Origin of the sequence: Blastococcus sp. TML/M2B, from assembly GCF_016612865.1 — a bacterium.
Taxonomy (GTDB): Bacteria; Actinomycetota; Actinomycetes; order Mycobacteriales; family Geodermatophilaceae; genus Blastococcus.
Window position 1 is genome coordinate 1,393,249 of the sequence record NZ_JAENZZ010000002.1, and the last position, 17,649, is coordinate 1,410,897.

A 17,649-nucleotide genomic window follows, 5' to 3' on the forward strand; every position below is an offset into this window, starting at 1 on the left:
GGCCGGTTGCTCTAGCCTCCCGCGGGTGTCCAGGAACCCCGCAGACCTCGCCCCGACCACCCTCGAGTTCCTCACCGAGCGGCACCTGGCGACGCTGACCACGCTGCGCGCCGACGGCAGCCCGCACGTGGTCCCGGTCGGGGTCACCTACGACCCGGCCACCGCCACCGCCCGCATCATCACCTCGGGCACGTCGGCGAAGGCCCGGCACGTGCGCGCCGGTCAGCCCCGCGTCGCCGTCTGCCAGGTCGACGGCGCCCGGTGGCTGACGCTGGAGGGGACCGCCGTGGTGAAGGACGACGCGGCGTCCGTCGCCGACGCCGTCGAGCGCTACGCGCGGCGGTACCGCACCCCCCGGGAGAACCCGGCCCGCGTGGTCATCGAGATCTCGGTGGACCGGGTGCTCGGCAACGCCTGACACTGCGTCCGTGGACCTGTCCCTGATCGACCTCCCCACGGAGGTCGTGCGCAGCGAGCGGCTCGTGCTGCGGCCCTACCGGGCCGACGACGTGGGGGCGGTGCACCGCGCCTGCCAGGATGCCGACATCCAGCGCTGGACGACCGTGCCGGTGCCGTACACGGAGGCCGATGCGCTGGCGTTCGTCACCGAGACCACGGTGTCGGGACGCGCAGAAGGCCGCGGACTGCTCACGGCCGTGGAGGCCGACGGTCGGTTCGTCGGCTCCGCGGGACTGCACTTCACGAGGGGCATGCTCGGCCCGGGCGTCGGCTACTGGGTCGCGCCCTGGGCCCGCGGGCAGGGGTACGCCGCCGAGGCGGCGCGGGCGCTGGCCGACTGGGCGTTTCGCCACGACGCCGTTCGTGTGCACCTGGCTGCCGACGTGCGGAACACCGCGTCCCAGGCGGTAGCGCTGCGCGCGGGGTTCGTCCGTGAGGGGGTCATCCGCGCCGGCCTGCCCTATCGGGACGGCACGCAAGGCGATGCCGCGTTGTTCTCGCGCCTGCCCGACGACTGAGCGGGAGGAGGGCGCCCGCGGCGGGCGCCCTCCTCCCGGGGTCAGGCGGGTGCGCCGGCCGGGGTGGCGACGGGGGCCGACCCGACGCCGTCCTGCGACACCGGTGCCAGCCGGATCAGGCCGTAGTCGTAGGCGTGCCGGCGGTAGACCACCGTCGGCTGCCCGGTGTCGGCGCACTGGAAGAGGAAGAAGTCGTGGCCGACCAGCTCCATCTCGTGGAGGGCCTGGTCGACGTGCATCGGCGTCGCCGGGTGGATCTTCTCCCGGACGATGCGGCCGGGCAGGTGCTCGTCCAGCTCGGTCACGAGCGGACCGTCGGCCTGGTCGAGCTCGGTGGGGGTCACGTCGACGACGGCGCCGAGCGCACCGCTGTCGGCCATGCGGACGCTGGCCGGGGTCCGCCGGCCGTGGTGGACGCGGCGCCGGTCGGCCGCGCGGCGCAACCGGTTGTCCAGCTTGGTCACCGCGAGGTCGAGCGCGGCGTAGAAGTCCGGGCCGTTGGCCTCGGCGCGTACGACGGGGCCCTTGCCCCGCAGGGTGATCTCCACCCGCTGGGCGCTGGCCGCCTGGCGGGGGTTCTTCTCGTGGAACAGCTCCACGTCGATCCGGAGGATCTTCAGCTTCCGGTCGAACCGGTCGGTGGTCCCGACCTTGTCCTCGACCAGCTGGCGGTAGTGCTCGGGAACTTCGACATTGCGACCACGGACGACGATCTCCATGAGACCTCCCGGTGAGAATCCGGCGTTCGGTCACGTCGACGCTAGTCCCTCGGACCCGGTCCCGACAGTCGGCCGCGGGTCCCCCGCGGACGCTCCCGCGGGGTCGCGGCGACGACCGCGGCGAGCACCGGCAGTGCGCCCGGACCGGCCAGCCCGGCGAGCACCGCGCCCGCCTCGGTGAGCGTCGCGCCGCTGGTCACGACGTCGTCGACGAGGACGAGCGGCCCCGTTCCCGCGGCCGCCCCCGGGGCGAGGACGAACGTCCCGGCCAGGTTGGCCCGCCGCTGAGCCGCCGACAGCCCGGCGGAGTCGCGGACCCGTCCGCGGCGGTGCAGCAGGCGGCGCTGCGCCGCGGGCAGCCCCGCGGCGCGCAGCTCGCGGACGGCGCGACCGGTGAGCTCGCGGACGTGGTCCCGCCCCCGGGAGCGCAGCGCGGCCGACGAGCTGGGCACCGGCACGAGCAGCACCTCCCCCGGCGGGCCGGGCAGCGCGGAGACGACGGCGGCGACCGCCAGCGCGAGCGCCGTCCCCAGGGGGCGGGCCAGCTCCGCCCGGCCGCGCTCCTTGAACGCGAGCACCGCCGGGCGCACCGGACCGGCGTAGGCGCCGGCGGCCACCGTCGGCGGGAAGCCCTCGGGGAAGCGCCGCGGGGTGGCCAGGTGCGGGCGGGCCAGCAGCGCACCGCACCCGGGGCAGAGCGCAGCACCGGGCAGCCCGCAGCCGGCGCAGGTGCGCGGCAGCACCAGGTCGGCCAGCGCGGACCACGCGGAACCGCCCACGCGGGCAGCCTGACCGCCCGGGGCGCGGCCCGGAACCCCGGCAGCCGATCTGTGGACGGCCGTCCCGGCCCGGCGGCCGGCGACCTACAGCGGGTAGAACGGCGCCGATCCGCTCAGCGGCTCCTGGCCGCGGACCAGCGTGCCCCACGTGCCGTTGAGCCACTGCCAGAGCGTGCCGCCGGCGGCGACCAGCGGCGGGCGGCCGGGCGTCGCGCCGAGCGACGTGGGCGGCGCGGGCAGCCCCGAGGTCCGCACCGTGGTCAGGCCCCAGCCGTCGACGCCGAGCGAGTACGGCTGCTCCTCCCCCGGGTCGCCGGCCAGCACCCACAGCTGGCCCGCCGAGCGCCAGGCCACGTCGAGGACCGCGGACAGCGTCGGCGCGACCGGCAGCAGGTCGCGGACGGCCACCCCGGCCTCGTCGGAGCGCACGACCGTGCCCACGTGCAGCCGCGGCCCCAGCGCACCGGCGATGACCACCGCGACGCGGGTGCCGTCCGGCGAGAGCTCGAGCACCTGCGCCCGGCCGAGGCCCGCGAGCGTGGGCGCGTTCACCGCCTGCGGCGCGGCCTGCGGCACGCCCGCCGGCACGCGGACGATCTCGGCGCCGTCGCGGACCACCCACACCTCGGGGCGGGTGGCGGCCACGGTCGGCGCGCTGAAGGTGGCCCCGCGGAGCAGCGGCGCCAGATCACCGCCGTAGCGCCCGGTCAGCAGCACCGCGCCGTCGAACTCCTGCCGCACGCCGACCAGGGAGCTCAGGCTGCCGTCCCGGGCGTCGGCGGAGACGGCGGCCGAGGCGAGCCCGTACCCCGGGGCCCCGGCCGGGCCGGGGGCCGGCTCCCCGGTGTCGGCGGTGCGCAGCGCGCCGGTGAGGTCGAGGTAGTGGCCGACCGTCTCCAGCGAGGTGGCGTCGGGGTCGAAGGCGGCCCAGTCGTCGGTGGTCTGCTCCCGCGGCACGTCCTCGAGGTCCAGCGGTTCGCCGTCGACGGTGATCTCCACCGAGCGGATCCGCAGGTCCTCGAGCTGGGCCAGCGACCAGACCAGCTGGGCGCACAGCTCGCGCAGCGGGGTGCCCGGTCCGACCACGAGGTCGGCGAGGTCGACCGTCGCGGTCTGCCCCTCGACGGTGACCGTGCGGGCCAGCCGGACCCCGGACAGGGGGTTGCGGACGCCGGGGGCCAGCGTCGGCGAGGGCCCCTCGATGAGCCGCTCCACCAGCGCCGTGGGCTGGGCCTCGCCGCGGATCAGGTAGCGGGGGTCGGGCACGAGCTGCTGCAGGGTGGGGTCGAGGAAGTAGGCGGCCACCGGGTCGTACAGCCGCTCGAAGTCCGGCTCGAGCATCACCAGGACGTCGGGGGTGTCGGTGATCCGCCACTCGCCGTCGACCTCGGCCAGCGGGAAGTCGAAGGTGAACGGCTCGTTCCGGGCGACGGTGAACGAGCCGCGCGGGTCCACGGTGCCCACCTGGGTCGCGGTCACGTCGACCGAGCCGGCCTCGCTGGCCACGGTCGCGTAGCCCTGCCCGATGATCGTGATGCCGGTGGCGTCGGACCACGTGCTCGCCGCCTCGGCGGTCAGGTACTCCGCGGCCACGGGGCGCCCGCGCACGCTGCTGGCGGCGGCGTCGATGAAGCCCCGCACGATCTCCTCGGGTGTCGCCCCGGCCGCCGGGGGCAGCGGCGGGGGCTCGACGTCCTGGACCGGCCGCTCCGGCGCCTGGGTGATCTGCACCGTCGGCGAGCTGGTCGGGACGATGGAGCACGCGGTCAGCGCCAGCAGCACCGCAGCGGCCAGCGCCGGCAGCACCGCCCGCCGGCTCACGACGCACCTCCCGCGCGGCGGACCACCAGCGGGCGCAGCGGCAGCGGCGAGCTGGTCAGCTCCCCGCCGGCGGTCAGCGGCAGGGTGAGCCGGAACTGGGCCCCGGCCCCGGGCTGGCCCCAGACCTGCAGCCAGCCCCCGTGCAGCCGGGCGTCCTCGAGGCTGATCGACAGGCCCAGGCCGCTGCCGCCGACGCTGCGCACGCGGGAGGGGTCCGCGCGCCAGAACCGGTCGAACACGTGCTGGGCGTCGGCCGAGCTCAGGCCGACGCCGTGGTCGCGGACGGTCACCGCCGCCGCGCTCCGGTTGGCCGCCAGGGTGATCTCCACCGGCCTGCCCGCCCCGTGCTCGATCGCGTTGCCGACGAGGTTGCGCAGGATGCGCTCGACCCGCCGCGCGTCGACCTCCGCGATCACGTCGTCGTCGGGCCGGTCGACGGTCAGCTCGCAGCCGTGCCGCTCGGCCAGCGAGTACATGCCGGCGGCGACCCGGGCCACGATCGCGCCCAGGTCGGTCGACTCCGCCTCCAGGGTCGCCGCGCCGGCGTCGTAGCGGCTGATCTCCAGCAGGTCGGTGAGCAGCCGCTCGAACCGGTCCAGCTCGGCGCGCAGCAGCTCGGCGGAGCGGGCCACGTGCGCCGGGAAGTCGCCGCGCGCCTCGTGCAGCACCTCGGCGGCCATCTGCACGGTGGTCAGCGGGGTGCGCAGCTCGTGCGAGACGTCGGACGTGAACCGCTGCTGCAGCTGGGAGAGCCCCTCCAGCTGGGTGATCTGCCGCTGGAGGCTGTCGGCCATGGCGTTGAAGCTGGTGGCCAGCCGGGCGAGGTCGTCCTCGCCGCGCACCGCCATCCGCTCCTCGAGCTGGCCCTCGGCCAGCCGCTGCGCCGTCCCGGCCGCCCGGCGCACCGGGTCGACCACCAGCCGGGTGACCAGCACCCCGATGCCGACGACGAACATCGTCAGGGCGAACCCGCTGATCACCACGGTGCTGCGGATCAGCGCGAGGCTCTCCGCCTCCTGGCTCAGCGGGAAGACGTAGTAGAGCTCGATCTGCTCGGTGCCCCCGGTGTCGCCCTGCACCGGCGCGCCGATGACCAGCGACGCCCGCGGCTCGCCGGCGTCGTCGGGGATCTCGTCGTAGCGGTAGGACTGGTTGCCGGCGTCGACGTCGGCCCGCAGGTCGGCGGGCAGCGCCTGGTAGATCAGCGCGCGACTCGGGCCGGGCACCTCCCGGCCGCCGCTGCGGTAGACCATGACGACGTCGAAGTCGCCGGCCGCGCCGCCGCGCTGGAGCAGCGCGTTGCCGGTGCGGGCGAGGGTGGCGCGCACGCTCGAGGCGTCGCCGGTGGCGATGCCGGCCACCTCGTTCTGCGCGTAGATGACGCCGGCCTGCGCCTGGTCGATGGCCGCCTGCCGCTTGACCGAGAGCAGCTGGTCGCGGATCTGGCTGAACAGCACCAGGCTCACGATGATCACCACCGTGCCGGCCACCGCCATGGTGATGGCGCCGATCCGCACCTGCAGCGACGAGCGCCAGGCGTGCACCGCGCGGCGCACCGCGCGCCGGGTGACCGACCGGATCCGGCGGCGGCCGGCACCGGCCCGCCGGCGCAGGCCCCGGCGGAGCCGCGCCAGCTCGCTCCGGCGCGGGCCCGGGGGGCGGGGTGCCGTCGTGCCGGTCTCCGCCGGAGGGGTGGAGGTGGCGGTCACGACCCCATTGTCGGGCACGGCGCGCCCCTGCCCGCGCGGCTCACGGCGGGCCGGCCTTGTAGCCGACCCCCCGCACCGTCAGGACGACCTCGGGGCGCTCCGGGTCCTTCTCGATCTTCGCGCGCAGCCGCTGCACGTGGACGTTCACCAGCCGGGTGTCCGCAGCGTGCCGGTAGCCCCACACCTGCTCGAGCAGCAGCTCGCGGGTGAACACCTGCCGCGGCTTGCGGGCCAGCGCCACCAGCAGGTCGAACTCCAGCGGGGTGAGCGCGACCGGCACGCCGTCGCGGGTGACCTGGTGGGCGGGGACGTCGATCTGCACGTCGCCGATGGACAGGCTCTCGGCCTGCCCGGTCTCGCCGCGGCGCAGCTGCGCGCGCACGCGGGCGACGAGCTCGACGGGCTTGAACGGCTTGGTGACGTAGTCGTCGGCGCCGGCCTCCAGCCCCTGGACGACGTCGATCGTGTCGCCCTTGGCCGTGAGCATCACGATCGGCACGGTCGACTGCGTCCGGATGTCCTGGCAGATCTGCAGGCCGTTGCGGCCGGGCAGCATCAGGTCCAGGAGGACGAGGTCCGGGCGGGTCTGCTGGAAGACCCCGAGGGCGCGGTTGCCGTCGGAGACGAAGGCCGGTTCGTACCCCTCCCGGCGCAGCACGATCCCGAGCATCTCGGCGAGGGCGGCGTCGTCGTCGACGACGAGGACACGGCCGCGGCTGGGCCCGTTCTGCGGAGCGGTGGGTGGCACGGGGCCCATTCTGCGCTGACCTGCCCCGAACATGGGTGCACCCCACCCGCCCGGGTGGGGCGGATGGGGTGCTCCCTGCGGTCTACCGGGCTCAGTAGCGGTAGTGGTCGCTCTTGTACGGGCCCTCGACGGGGACGCCGATGTAGTCGGCCTGCACCTTGGTCAGCACCGTCAGCTTCACGCCGAGGGCGTCCAGGTGCAGCCGCGCCACGTGCTCGTCGAGCTTCTTCGGCAGCACGGTGACCGTGGGCTCCTTGCCCTCGTAGGCCGCCCGGTTGCTCCACAGCTCGATCTGCGCCAGCGTCTGGTTGGAGAACGAGGCGCTCATGACGAAGCTCGGGTGCCCGGTGGCGTTGCCGAGGTTCAGCAGCCGGCCCTCGGAGAGCACGATGATCGTGTGGCCGTCCTCGAACCGCCACTCGTCGACCTGCGGCTTGATGGTCGTGCGGACCACGCCGGGGGTCTTCGCCAGGCCGGCCATGTCGATCTCGTTGTCGAAGTGGCCGATGTTGCCGATGATCGCCTGGTGCTTGGTCGAGGCCAGCTGCTCGGCCGAGATGATGTCCTTGTTGCCGGTCGTGGTGATGATGATGTCGGCCTTGCCGATCACCTCGTCCAGCGTGGTCACCTCGTAGCCGTGCATGGCGGCCTGCAGGGCGTTGATCGGGTCGATCTCGGTGATGATCACGCGGGCGCCCTGGCCGCGGAGCGACTCCGCGCAGCCCTTGCCGACGTCGCCGTAGCCGCAGACCACGGCCACCTTGCCGCCGATCATGACGTCGGTGGCGCGGTTGAGGCCGTCGATGAGCGAGTGCCGGCAGCCGTAGAGGTTGTCGAACTTGCTCTTGGTGACCGAGTCGTTGACGTTGATCGCCGGGAAGAGCAGGCGGCCGTCGCGGGCGAGCTCGTAGAGCCGCATGACGCCGGTGGTGGTCTCCTCGGTGACGCCCTTGATGCCCTGGCCGATGCGGGTCCAGTAGCCCTGGTCCTCGGCGAGCGTGCCGCGGAGGGTCTCGAGGATGACCGCGTACTCCTCGGAGTCCGCGTCGGTGGTGTCGGGGACGACGCCGTCGGCCTCGAAGCGGGTGCCGAGGTGCACCAGCAGGGTGGCGTCGCCGCCGTCGTCGAGCAGCATGTTCGGGCCGACGACGTCGCCGCTCTCGTCGCGGAACTCGAACAGGCGCTGGGTGCACCACCAGTACTCGGGGAGGGTCTCGCCCTTCCAGGCGAAGACCGGGACGCCGGCGGGCTCCTCGGGGGTGCCCTCGCCGACGACGATCGCCGCGGCGGCGTGGTCCTGGGTGGAGAAGATGTTGCAGCTGACCCAGCGGACGTCGGCGCCCAGCGCGGTCAGGGTCTCGATGAGGACGGCGGTCTGCACGGTCATGTGCAGCGAGCCGGCGATGCGCGCGCCGGCGAGGGGCTGGGCGTCGCCGTACTCCTCGCGCAGCGCCATGAGGCCGGGCATCTCGTGCTCGGCGAGCTGGATCTCCTTGCGGCCGAAGCCCGCGAGGGAGAGGTCGGCGACCTTGTAGTCGGCCTCGCCGGTGGGGGTGGTCAGCGGACGGGTGCCAGTGCTGGCGGTCATGAAAGCTCCAGGGTGTGCCCGGCGCGGAGCCGGGCGGTGCAGTCGGATGCAGGATCGCTTCGATCCCCCCGTGACGGGGGGAGAGCGAGCATGCCGAGGCTTCGGCGGGGCTCGTGCCGTCGTCCAGGATAGGCGCCGGGCGCAACCCCGTCCCCCCTCGACCACCCGCCGGGGTCAGGACTCGCAGCCGACCCCGTCGCCGTCGCCGTCGAACCGGGGCGAGAACCCGGGGTCGCCGGCGCGGATCGGCGCGGCGCCGGCGGCCTTCACCTCCGCGCAGTTCGCGTAGGTCGGCGCGGGTCCCGGCTCGACCCCCATGGGGCCGACGACGACCGGCGGCTGCTCCGGCGCGGTGGCCGGCTGCGGCTGCGCGGCCACCACTCCCCCGGGCAGCGGCTCGTCCGGGCAGGAGCCCAGCACCCGGGCCATGGCGTCCTTCTCCGCCTGGGTGACCCAGACGCCGTAGCTCAGCTTCACCGCGACCTGCCGGGCGACGTAGGTGCAGCGGAACGCCGTCCGCGGCGGCAGCCAGGTGGCGGCGTCGCCGTCGCTCTTCTGCATGTTCAGCGGCCCGTCGACGGCCAGCAGGTTGAGCGGGTCGTTGGCGAACCGGGCGCGGGTGCCGGCGTCCCACTGCTGGGCGCCCTTCTGCCAGGCGTCGGACAGCGCCACGACGTGGTCGATCTGCACCGCCTCGCTGGTCCCCTGCCCGCGCTGGAACCCGATGGTGCGGCCCGAGTACGGATCGGCCAGCGAGCCGGTGAGGACGACGCAGTCGCGGGTGCCGGGCTTGAACGTCTCGCCGGTCAGGTCGCGGGCCAGGACGTCGTTGCGGGTGTCGCAGCCGTTGCGGTCGGTGTCCACCCAGCCGTCGCCGAACAGGTCGCGGTCGTAGCCGGTCCGCGGCGCCCGCCCCTTGACCTCGAGCGCCTCCAGCGCGGCCAGCGCCGTCGCCGGTGCGGCGCCGTCGGGCGAGGGGGCCGGCGCGGGCTCGACCGGCGGGGCGTCGGGCGCGACGGAGGGAGCGGTGGTGAGGGCCACCTCGTCGGCGGCGGTCGCCTGCACGGCGCACCCGCCGAGCAGGCCGGCCGCCACCAGCGGCCCGAGCACCGCCCGCGCGAGGCGCCCGGGACGGCCGGGCGGGCGTTCGGTCACGGAGTTCCCCCGGTATCAGACGGCAGCGCCCCGGAACGTAGGCCGGGCGCGCTCCCGCCGGGTGCCGCGACACGCAGGTCGCGGCACCGCCCGCGTCACACCGTCAGGGGACGTTCGTGGTCGCCCGGTAGAGCACCGCGGGGCCGTGGGCGCTCACCGGCGTGCCCGCCGGCACGAACGCGGACTCGCCCTTGCCCAGGGTCAGCGACTCCTCGGCCGAGGACAGCACCGCGGTGCCCTCGGTGCACAGCAGCAGCTGCGGGCCACGGGTGGTGAGCGTGCCGGCCTGGTCGCCGAGCTGGCAGCGGGTGAGGTCGAAGTCCTCCACCGGCACGGGGTAGCGCAGCCCACCGGGCCCGAGGACCGGGTGCAGCACCGGCACCCGGCCGTCGGTGAAGTCGAGCACCTCGATCAGCGCCGCGAGGTCGACGTGCTTGCCGGTCAGCCCGCCGCGCAGCACGTTGTCCGAGCTGGCCATGACCTCGACGCCGGCCCCGGAGAGGTAGGCGTGCAGGTTGCCCGCGGGCATGAACACCGCCTCGCCGGGCTCCAGCTTGAGGTGGTTGCACATCAGCGAGATGACCACGCCCGGGTCGCCCGGGTAGGTCTCGGCGAGCGAGGCCGCCCACCGGTAGGTGTTGATGAACTCGGGGTCGTGCGCCGCGACGAAGCCCGCCGCGGCCTCGGCGACCGCGTCCACGAGCGCGCCGCGGTTCTCCGGGGAGAGCGCGATCAGCTGCGGGATCGCGGCCCGCAGGCCACCGCGGGCCAGCTGCCGCGATGGTCGGCTTGAGCTCGGGCACCTGCAGCTTGGCCAGGCAGTGCAACGACTCCTCGACCGGCCGGAACCCGCAGAGGGCCTCGAACGGCGTCAGCGCCAGCAGGATCTCCGGCTTGTGCGACCGGTCCTTGAACGTGCGCGTCGGGGAGTCGCGCGGCACGCCCGCGGCCTCCTCGGCGGCGAACCCGGCCGCGGCCTGCTCGTTGGTCGGGTGCGCCTGCAGCGAGAGCGGCTGGTCGGCGGCGAGCACCTTCATCAGGAACGGCAGCCGGGCACCGAACCGGTTGACGACCTCGGGGCCCAGCAGCAGCTCGGGCTCCTCGGCGATCGCCTTGTCCAGCGGGACGCCGTCGGAGCGCACGCTGGGCTCGTCGGGGTGCGCGCCCATCCACAGCTCGGCGTGCGGCCGGTCGGCCGGCGAGGGCAGCCCCAGGAGTTCCGGGATGACCGTGCGCGAGCCCCACGGGTAGTGACGCACCGCGTTCTGAAGCTGCCACATGGGGTCAGGCTAACTTCCCGGCTCCGCTCAGGAGCCGCCCGCCGATGCCGCCCGGCCCTCCTGCACCAGCCGCCCCTCCGGGCTCCCGCCGGCCACCCCGGCGCGCACGTCGGGCGCGCCGAGCCGCGCGGCGTCGGCCGTCCGGTCGTCGGGCATCCGCTGCGACTCGCGCTCGGCGTCCACCCGGGCGGCGTAGTGCTCGACCTCGCGGTCGGTGCGCTCGGCGTCCCAGCCCAGCTCCCGGGCCATGAGGGCGGCGACCCGGGGCGCGGTCTCCACCCCCCGGTGCCCGGTCTCGATGGAGATCCGGGTGCGCCGGGTGAGCACGTCGTCCAGGTGCAGGGCGCCCTCGGCGGTGACCGCGTGCACGACCTCCGCGGCCAGGTAGTCCGGCGCCCCGGGCAGCGGCGCGGCGAGGTCGGGGTCCGCGGCGGCGAGCGCCAGCACGTCGGCGGTGCGGTCACCGTGCCGGTGCAGGAGCCGCTCCACCGCCGCCTCCGGCAGCCCGGACCGCGCGGCGAGGGCCGCGGCGGTGCCGCGCACCTGCGCCCAGCGGTGCGCCCCGACCAGGGGCAGGTGCGCGGTGCGCGAGGGCGGCACCCCGGGCAGCCCGGCGACCGCCGCGTCGACGGCGTCCTCGGCCATCACCCGGTAGGTCGTGTACTTGCCGCCGGCCACGAGCACCAGACCGGGCACCGGCGTCACGACGGCGTGCTCCCGGGACAGCCGGCTGGTGTCGTCGGACTCCCCCGCCAGCAGCGGCCGGAGCCCGGCGTAGACGCCGAGGATCTGGTCGGTCGTCACCGGTCGGGTCAGCACCCGGTTGACCTGGTCGAGCAGGTAGGCGATGTCGGCGCTGCTGGCCGCGGGGTGGTCGCGGTCGAGCTTCCACGGGGTGTCGGTGGTGCCGACGATCCACTCCTCGCCCCACGGGATGACGAACAGCACGCTGGTCGGCGTGCGCAGGATCAGGCCGTCCGGCGTCCCGCCCGCCGTGGCGAGCGCGCCGCCGTCGATGGCCGACCGCGGCACCACCAGGTGCACGCCCTTGGACGCCCGCACCTTCAGGCTCGGGGCGTCGTCGCCGAGCATCCGGCCGACGTCGTCGCTCCAGACGCCGGTCGCCGCGACGACGCTGCGGGCGCGCACGGTGAACGTCGAGCCGTCGGTGAGGTCGGCGACCCGCACGCCGACGACGGTGCTGCCGTTCCGCAGCAGGCCGGTGACCCGGGCGCTGGAGAGCACCCGCGCCCCGTAGCCCGCGGCGGTGCGGACGACGGCCAGCGTGTGCCGGGCGTCGTCGACCTGGGCGTCCCAGTAGCGGATCGCGCCGTGCACCGCGTCGCGGCGCAGCCCGGGGAACGCCTCGAGGGTGGCGGTCCGGGAGAGGTGCCGGTGGTGCGGGATCGGCCGGTGCGAGGTGAAGGCGGCGCCGAGGACGTCGTACAGCGCGACGCCCGCGCCGAAGTAGGCGCGCTGCCACACCGGGGCGGTGAGCGGCAGCAGGAACGGCAGCGGGCGGACCAGGTGCGGCGCGATCGTCTGCACCAGCCGGGCGCGCTCGTGGAGCGCCTCGTGGACCAGCGGGAACGCGAGCTGCTCGAGGTAGCGCAGCCCGCCGTGGATGAGCTTGCTCGACCGGCTGGAGGTGCCGGCCGCGAAGTCGCGCGCCTCCAGCAGCCCGACGGTCAGCCCGCGACTGGCCGCGTCCAGCGCGGCGCCGGCGCCGGTGACGCCCCCGCCGATGACCAGCACGTCGACGACCTCGGTCGCGAGGCGGTCCCGGTCCGCGCGTCGGCGGGCCGGCGAGAGCAGCGTGCGGTCGGTCGTCCCCGTGTGCATGGCCCTACTGTCCCCGCTCAGTGCGCGGCCGCGCCGCTCCCGGCCTTCTTCCGGTGGACCACGAGGGTCATCACGGCCACGATCACCGCGCCCACGACCAGGCCCAGCAGCGCGCTGCCGAGCGTGTTGACGCACCAGCCGACGACGCCGCCGAGCGCCCCGGTCGCGTCGTGCGCGGCCTCCTCGAGGTGGTGGACGACGTCGTAGAAGAGGTGCAGGCCCAGCTCGTCGGTGCCCACCAGGAGGATGTGCCCGCCGACCCACAGCATCGCGGCGGTGCCGACGACGGTGAGCACGCTGAGCAGCTTCGGCATGGCCTTGACCAGCCCGCGGCCGAGGGCGGCGACCCCCGCGCTGCTGCGCTGGGCCAGGTTGAGCCCGACGTCGTCCATCTTCACGATGACGCCGACGACGCCGTAGACCAGCACGGTGATGCCCACCGCGACGACGGCCAGGATGATCGCGCGGGACACGAAGCCCTCGCCGGCCACCTCGTTGAGCGAGATGACCATGATCTCGGCGGACAGGATGAAGTCGGTGCGCACGGCCCCGCTGACGATCGTCTTCTCGTCGGGGAGCGCCTCCTCGACCGTCGCGTGCTCCTCGGCGTGCCCGCTGAGCCGGTGCCAGATCTTCTCCGCCCCCTCGTAGCAGAGGTAGGCGCCGCCGACCATGAGGATCGGGGTCAGCAGGAAGTCCAGGAACTCACTGAGCAGCAGGATCGCCGGGAGGATGATCAGCAGCTTGTTCCGCAACGAGCCCAGCGCGATGCGCCGGATGATCGGCAGCTCGCGCTCGGCGTTCAGCCCGTGCACGTACTGCGGCGTCACCGCGGTGTCGTCGACGACGACGCCGGCGGCCTTCATGCTGGCCCTGCCGGCAGCAGCGCCGATGTCGTCCAGCGAGGCGGCGGCGGCCTTGGCCAGCACCGCCACGTCGTCGAGCAGGGCTACGAGTCCACCCGCCACGGGGAGTCCTTTCGGTCGGTCAGCACGAGCGCCCTACCCATGATGGTGCGGTCGCCGAACCCGTCACGGCCGGCGCCCGCGCTGGGTGTCCAGCGCCAGCGCCAGGTAGACGGCGGTGAAGTCGGCGACGGCGAGCTGGCGGGCCAGGCGAGCCAGCCGCCCCTCGGCCGGGTCGCCGTGCTCGGCCAGCGCGCTGACCGGGACGTTCCGGGCCGCGGCGGTGCCGAGCACCTCGTCCATCGCCTCGACCGCCGAGCGCGGGTCCCGCTCGCCGGCGCCGTCGTGGCCACCCGCGGCGGCGTCCCGGATGGTGAGCAGCCGCAGCCGCCGGCCGGCGTCCTCGGCGCGGTCGCGGAAGAAGTCGTCGGCGTCGTCGGGCGCCAGCGGACCACCGAGGACCGCGCACGCCGCGACCCGCTGGTCCGGCAGCCGGAAGCCGGTCGCGGGCAGGCCGGCGAGCGTGGCCAGCTGGTCGGCGATGCGGGTCGCGGCCGCGCCCGCGAGCGGCCCCTCGGCGGCGATGACCGGCAGCGCGTCGAGCAGCTCGAGCGCCAGCGTCTTGGCCGGGTTGACGACGGTGTCCCTCGCCGGGCCGCACTCCTCGGCGGTCGCGTCGAGCGCCGCGGCGATGGCGTCCGGGTCGGCGACGTCGCCGGGCAGCAACCCGAGGTCGGAGGCGAGCAGCAGCACCGGCGTGAGCAGCGACCACAGCGTGGTGTGCCGGACCCGGGTCGTCGGCAGCGGCACGTACGGCGCGCGGGCGGTGGAGCAGGCCGCGCGCAGCGGCGCGTCCTCCGCGCCGATGCCCAGCAGCGAGACGCCGCGGCGGGCGGCCTCGTACGCGGGCGCCACGGCGTAGCTGCCGGCCCCCGTGCGGGTCGCGACCACCACCACGTCGCTGGGACCGGTCCACAGCGGCAGCGCCGGCCCGGGCACGACGTCCACGGTCACCGGGCTGCCCGGGCCGAGCAGGGCGCGTAGCACCGAGGCGGCCACGGCGCCCTCGCGGCGCGCGACCACCACCAGACCCCGCGGGCGGCCGCCCTCGGTGACCCGGTCCAGGCCGGCCTCCCGGGTCAGCCGGGCGGTCTCCCGTACCTGCGCGCCCGCGCCGGCCACGGCCGGCAGCAGCCCGGCCGGGTCACGGGCCCGCAGGACCCCGAGGTCGTCGAGGACCTCCTCGGCGAACTCGGGCGGGATCATGCGTTGCTCTGTCCTCCGTCCGCCCCGCCACCCCGGCGACGCGCCTCGTCGAGCAGCAGCACCGGGATGCCGTCCCGCACCGGGAAGGCCCGGTCGCACGTCGTGCACAGCAGCTCGCCGGCCGCCTCGTCCACGGTCAGCGGGCTGTGGTGGGTGTCCGGGCAGGCCAGGATGGCCAGCAGCTCGGGGTCCAGCCTCAGCGGCCCACCGGTCGTCGTGTTGCTCGTCATGCCCGCACCATCCCCAGCACCTGGTCCCGAAGTTCGATCATCCGCGCCTCGTCGGGCGCCTCCACGTTGAGCCGCAGCAGCGGCTCGGTGTTGCTGGCGCGCAGGTTGAACCACGCGCCGTCCGCCAGCTCGACGGTCAGCCCGTCCAGCTCGTCGACCGTCGTCCCCGGCTGGTCGGCGAAGGCCGCGCGGACGTCGGCCGTCCGCGCCGCGGCGTCGTCGACGGTCGAGTTGATCTCGCCCGAGGCGGCGTAGCGCGAGTAGGCCGCGGTGAGCTCCGACAGCGTGCCGGACTGCTCCCCGAGCGCGGCCAGCACGTGCATCGCGGCCAGCATGCCGGTGTCGGCCCGCCAGAAGTCGCGGAAGTAGTAGTGCGCCGAGTGCTCGCCGCCGAAGACGGCGTCGGTGCGGGCCATCTCGGCCTTGATGAAGGAGTGCCCGACGCGGGTGCGCACCGGCTCGCCGCCGTGCTCGCGCACGATCTCGGGAACCGCCTTCGAGGTGATCAGGTTGTGGATGATCGTCGTCCCGTGGCCCTTGGCCAGCTCGCGGACCGCGACCAGGGCGGTGACCGCCGACGGGCTGACCGGCTCGCCGCGCTCGTCGATGACGAACACGCGGTCGGCGTCGCCGTCGAAGGCCAGGCCGATGTCGGCGCCGTGCTCGCGCACCGCGGCCTGCAGGTCGACCAGGTTGGCCGGGTCCAGCGGGTTGGCCTCGTGGTTGGGGAAGGAGCCGTCCAGCTCGAAGTACATGGGCACGACCTCCAGCGGGAGGTCGGCCAGGACGACCGGCACCGTGTGCCCGCCCATGCCGTTGCCGGCGTCGACGACGACCTTCAGCGGCCGGATGCCCGAGAGGTCGACGAGGGTCCGCAGGTGCGCGGCGTACTCGTGGATGACGTCGCGCTGGGTCACCGAGCCGACCCGGCCGGGGTCGCGGTCGTAGGCGTCGGCCTCGGCGGAGGCGCGGATCTGGGCCAGGCCGGAGTCCTGGCCGATCGGCGCGGCCCCGGCGCGGCACATCTTGATGCCGTTGTACTTCGCGGGGTTGTGGCTGGCGGTGAACATCGCGCCCGGGATGTCCAGCGAGCCGGCGGCGAAGTACAGCATGTCGGTGGAGCCCAGGCCGGCCTCGACGACGTCCAGCCCGCGGCTGATCACGCCCTCGGCGAAGGCGCGCGACAGCGGCACCGACGACTCGCGCATGTCGTGGGCGGTGACCACCGAGGTCGCCCCGCTGTCACCGTTGCACGAACTCGGCGAAGGCGGCGCCGATCGACCGGGCCACGGCCTCGTCCCACTGGTCGGGGACCACACCGCGGACGTCGTAGGCCTTGATGATCGAGGAGAGGTCAGCCACGCCGAGACCCTATCGGCGGGTGCGACCGGCCGCTCGTACGACCACCCGTCAGGGCAGGTCGGGGAGGACGCGCAGGTGCCCGCGCCGCGTGCCGCGGCCGTCGTCCAGCGGGTCGCGCGGCGGCTCGGGCCGGGCCGCCTCGCGGACGGCGTCGGCCAGGGCGAGCAGGTCGTCGCCGGTCGGGCCGACGTCGTCCAGGTCGATCTCGTGCCGGACGACCTCCCACCCGCGGGGCACGGTCAGCCGCTCGGCGTGGAACTCGCAGAGGTCGTAGCTGTGCGGCTCCGAGAAGGTCGCCAACGGCCCGACAACGGCCGTCGACTCCGCGTACACGTAGGTCAGAGTCGCCGCTGCCGGTTGCGCGCAGCCGCTGCGCGAGCAGCGACGTGACTGCCTCACCACCGGTTCCTCACGCATGCACCGTAAACCCGCCTGCGGGTCGACCGCAGCAAGGCGCACCGGGAAATCGGGGAGGGCGCCCCATCCTGCACGATGACCCCGTGGGCATCGAACCAGGACCGGTCCTCGTCCTCGGCGGGCGCAGCGAGATCGGCACGGCCGTCGCGGAGCGGCTCGCCGCGCGCGGTCTCGGCACGGTCGTGCTGGCCGCACGCCGGTCCGCCGACCTCGACGAGCAGGAGGCGCAGCTGCGCCGCGCGGGCGCCACGACGGTGGGCCGGGTGGAGTTCGACGCCGACGACCTCGCCGGTCACGCGGCCGTCCTCGACGAGGTGGAGCGGCGCTTCGGCGTGCCGGGGACGGTCGTCGTGGCGTTCGGCGTGCTCGGCGACCAGGCGCTCGCCGAGCGCGACCCGGCCGCGGCGGTCGCCGTCCTGCACACCGACCTCACCGCGCAGGTGCACGTGCTCACCCTGCTGGCCCAGCGGCTGAGGGCGGCCGGGCGCGGCACGCTGGTCGTCTTCTCCTCGGTCGCCGGGGTGCGGGTGCGCCGCGCCAACTACGTGTACGGCTCGGCCAAGGCCGGGCTCGACGGGTTCGCCAGCGGGCTGGCCGACGCCCTCGCCGGCTCCGGGGTGCGGCTGCTGCTGGTCCGGCCCGGCTTCGTCGTCGGCCGGATGACCGAGGGCATGTCCCCCGCGCCGTTCTCCAGCACCCCCGACCAGGTGGCCGACGCCGTCGTCGCCGGCCTGGCCGGCCGCCGCGGGGAGGTCTGGGTGCCGGGGGTGCTGCGCCCGGTCTTCGCCCTCATGCGGCTGCTCCCCCGGGCCGTCTGGCGGCGACTCCCCCGGTGAGGGCGTCCCTCGCCG

The 17,649-nt window shown here is 75.1% G+C and carries 17 protein-coding genes and 1 pseudogene; 3 read left to right on the forward strand and 15 right to left on the reverse strand.

Features of this window, described 5'->3' with window-relative positions; genetic code table 11:
* Positions 1-25 precede the first annotated feature (25 nt).
* Together JKP75_RS15230 and JKP75_RS15235 are read left to right on the forward strand one after the other, a co-directional pair.
* Positions 26-418, forward strand: coding sequence for a pyridoxamine 5'-phosphate oxidase family protein (locus JKP75_RS15230; protein WP_200490493.1), 393 nt, complete (start codon positions 26-28; stop codon positions 416-418).
* Positions 419-464: 46 nt separating this feature from the next.
* Positions 465-977 carry a GNAT family N-acetyltransferase gene (locus JKP75_RS15235; protein WP_200490492.1) on the forward strand — a complete coding sequence of 171 codons (513 nt, stop codon included), beginning with the start codon at positions 465-467 and terminating at the stop codon, positions 975-977.
* A 41-nt stretch (positions 978-1,018) separates the two neighbouring features.
* Here JKP75_RS15235 and hpf read toward each other — a convergent pair whose 3' ends face one another.
* The 15 genes and pseudogenes from hpf to JKP75_RS15305 all read right to left on the reverse strand — a co-directional run bounded on the left by hpf (position 1,019) and on the right by JKP75_RS15305 (position 16,798).
* Positions 1,019-1,696, reverse strand: coding sequence for a ribosome hibernation-promoting factor, HPF/YfiA family (gene hpf / locus JKP75_RS15240; protein ID WP_200490491.1), 678 nt, complete (start codon positions 1,694-1,696; stop codon positions 1,019-1,021).
* 41 nt (positions 1,697-1,737) lie between these two features.
* Positions 1,738-2,475: a ComF family protein gene (locus tag JKP75_RS15245; protein ID WP_200490490.1), complete on the reverse strand. Its 738-nt coding sequence runs from the start codon at positions 2,473-2,475 to the stop codon at positions 1,738-1,740.
* An 84-nt stretch (positions 2,476-2,559) separates the two neighbouring features.
* Complete coding sequence (locus tag JKP75_RS23470; protein ID WP_200490489.1) at positions 2,560-4,296, reverse strand: LpqB family beta-propeller domain-containing protein; 1,737 nt, start codon at positions 4,294-4,296, stop codon at positions 2,560-2,562.
* On the reverse strand, positions 4,293-6,005 hold the full coding sequence (gene mtrB / locus JKP75_RS15255) for an MtrAB system histidine kinase MtrB (protein ID WP_200490488.1): 1,713 nt from the start codon (positions 6,003-6,005) through the stop codon (positions 4,293-4,295). The genes JKP75_RS23470 and mtrB overlap by 4 nt, the downstream gene beginning before the upstream one ends.
* 40 nt (positions 6,006-6,045) lie before the next feature.
* Positions 6,046-6,762 (reverse strand): MtrAB system response regulator MtrA, encoded by a 717-nt coding sequence (gene mtrA, locus JKP75_RS15260; protein WP_200491345.1) that lies wholly within the window; start codon positions 6,760-6,762, stop codon positions 6,046-6,048.
* Positions 6,763-6,844: 82 nt separating this feature from the next.
* Entirely contained in the window at positions 6,845-8,341 is a 1,497-nt protein-coding gene (gene ahcY / locus JKP75_RS15265; protein WP_200490487.1) for an adenosylhomocysteinase, read from the reverse strand.
* Positions 8,342-8,515: 174 nt separating this feature from the next.
* A complete protein-coding gene (locus JKP75_RS15270; RefSeq protein WP_309229892.1) occupies positions 8,516-9,496 on the reverse strand; it encodes a DUF1524 domain-containing protein in 981 nt (326 codons plus the stop codon).
* A gap of 103 nt (positions 9,497-9,599) precedes the next feature.
* Positions 9,600-10,196: a hypothetical protein gene (locus JKP75_RS21655; RefSeq protein WP_309229893.1), complete on the reverse strand. Its 597-nt coding sequence runs from the start codon at positions 10,194-10,196 to the stop codon at positions 9,600-9,602.
* A 181-nt stretch (positions 10,197-10,377) separates the two neighbouring features.
* A pseudogene (locus JKP75_RS21660) lies at positions 10,378-10,776 on the reverse strand (type I phosphomannose isomerase catalytic subunit); the annotation flags it as partial.
* Between the two features lie 27 nt (positions 10,777-10,803).
* A complete protein-coding gene (locus JKP75_RS15280; RefSeq protein ID WP_200490485.1) occupies positions 10,804-12,618 on the reverse strand; it encodes a glycerol-3-phosphate dehydrogenase/oxidase in 1,815 nt (604 codons plus the stop codon).
* 17 nt (positions 12,619-12,635) lie between these two features.
* Positions 12,636-13,586, reverse strand: a complete 951-nt coding sequence (locus tag JKP75_RS15285; RefSeq protein ID WP_200490484.1) for a DUF808 domain-containing protein — start codon at positions 13,584-13,586, stop codon at positions 12,636-12,638.
* A gap of 63 nt (positions 13,587-13,649) precedes the next feature.
* Positions 13,650-14,789 (reverse strand): SIS domain-containing protein, encoded by a 1,140-nt coding sequence (locus tag JKP75_RS15290; RefSeq protein ID WP_200490483.1) that lies wholly within the window; start codon positions 14,787-14,789, stop codon positions 13,650-13,652.
* Positions 14,786-15,019: a Trm112 family protein gene (locus JKP75_RS15295; RefSeq protein ID WP_242471229.1), complete on the reverse strand. Its 234-nt coding sequence runs from the start codon at positions 15,017-15,019 to the stop codon at positions 14,786-14,788. Before JKP75_RS15295 ends, JKP75_RS15290 begins: the two co-directional genes overlap by 4 nt.
* Entirely contained in the window at positions 15,016-16,227 is a 1,212-nt protein-coding gene (locus tag JKP75_RS15300) for a phosphomannomutase/phosphoglucomutase (protein WP_242473340.1), read from the reverse strand. Before JKP75_RS15300 ends, JKP75_RS15295 begins: the two co-directional genes overlap by 4 nt.
* Positions 16,228-16,429: 202 nt before the next feature.
* Positions 16,430-16,798, reverse strand: a complete 369-nt coding sequence (locus JKP75_RS15305; protein WP_207147056.1) for a DUF3499 domain-containing protein — start codon at positions 16,796-16,798, stop codon at positions 16,430-16,432.
* 83 nt (positions 16,799-16,881) lie between these two features.
* Here JKP75_RS15305 and JKP75_RS15310 point away from each other — a divergent pair, with 83 nt between their 5' ends.
* Positions 16,882-17,634, forward strand: a complete 753-nt coding sequence (locus JKP75_RS15310) for an SDR family NAD(P)-dependent oxidoreductase (protein ID WP_309229894.1) — start codon at positions 16,882-16,884, stop codon at positions 17,632-17,634.
* Positions 17,635-17,649: the final 15 nt, after the last annotated feature.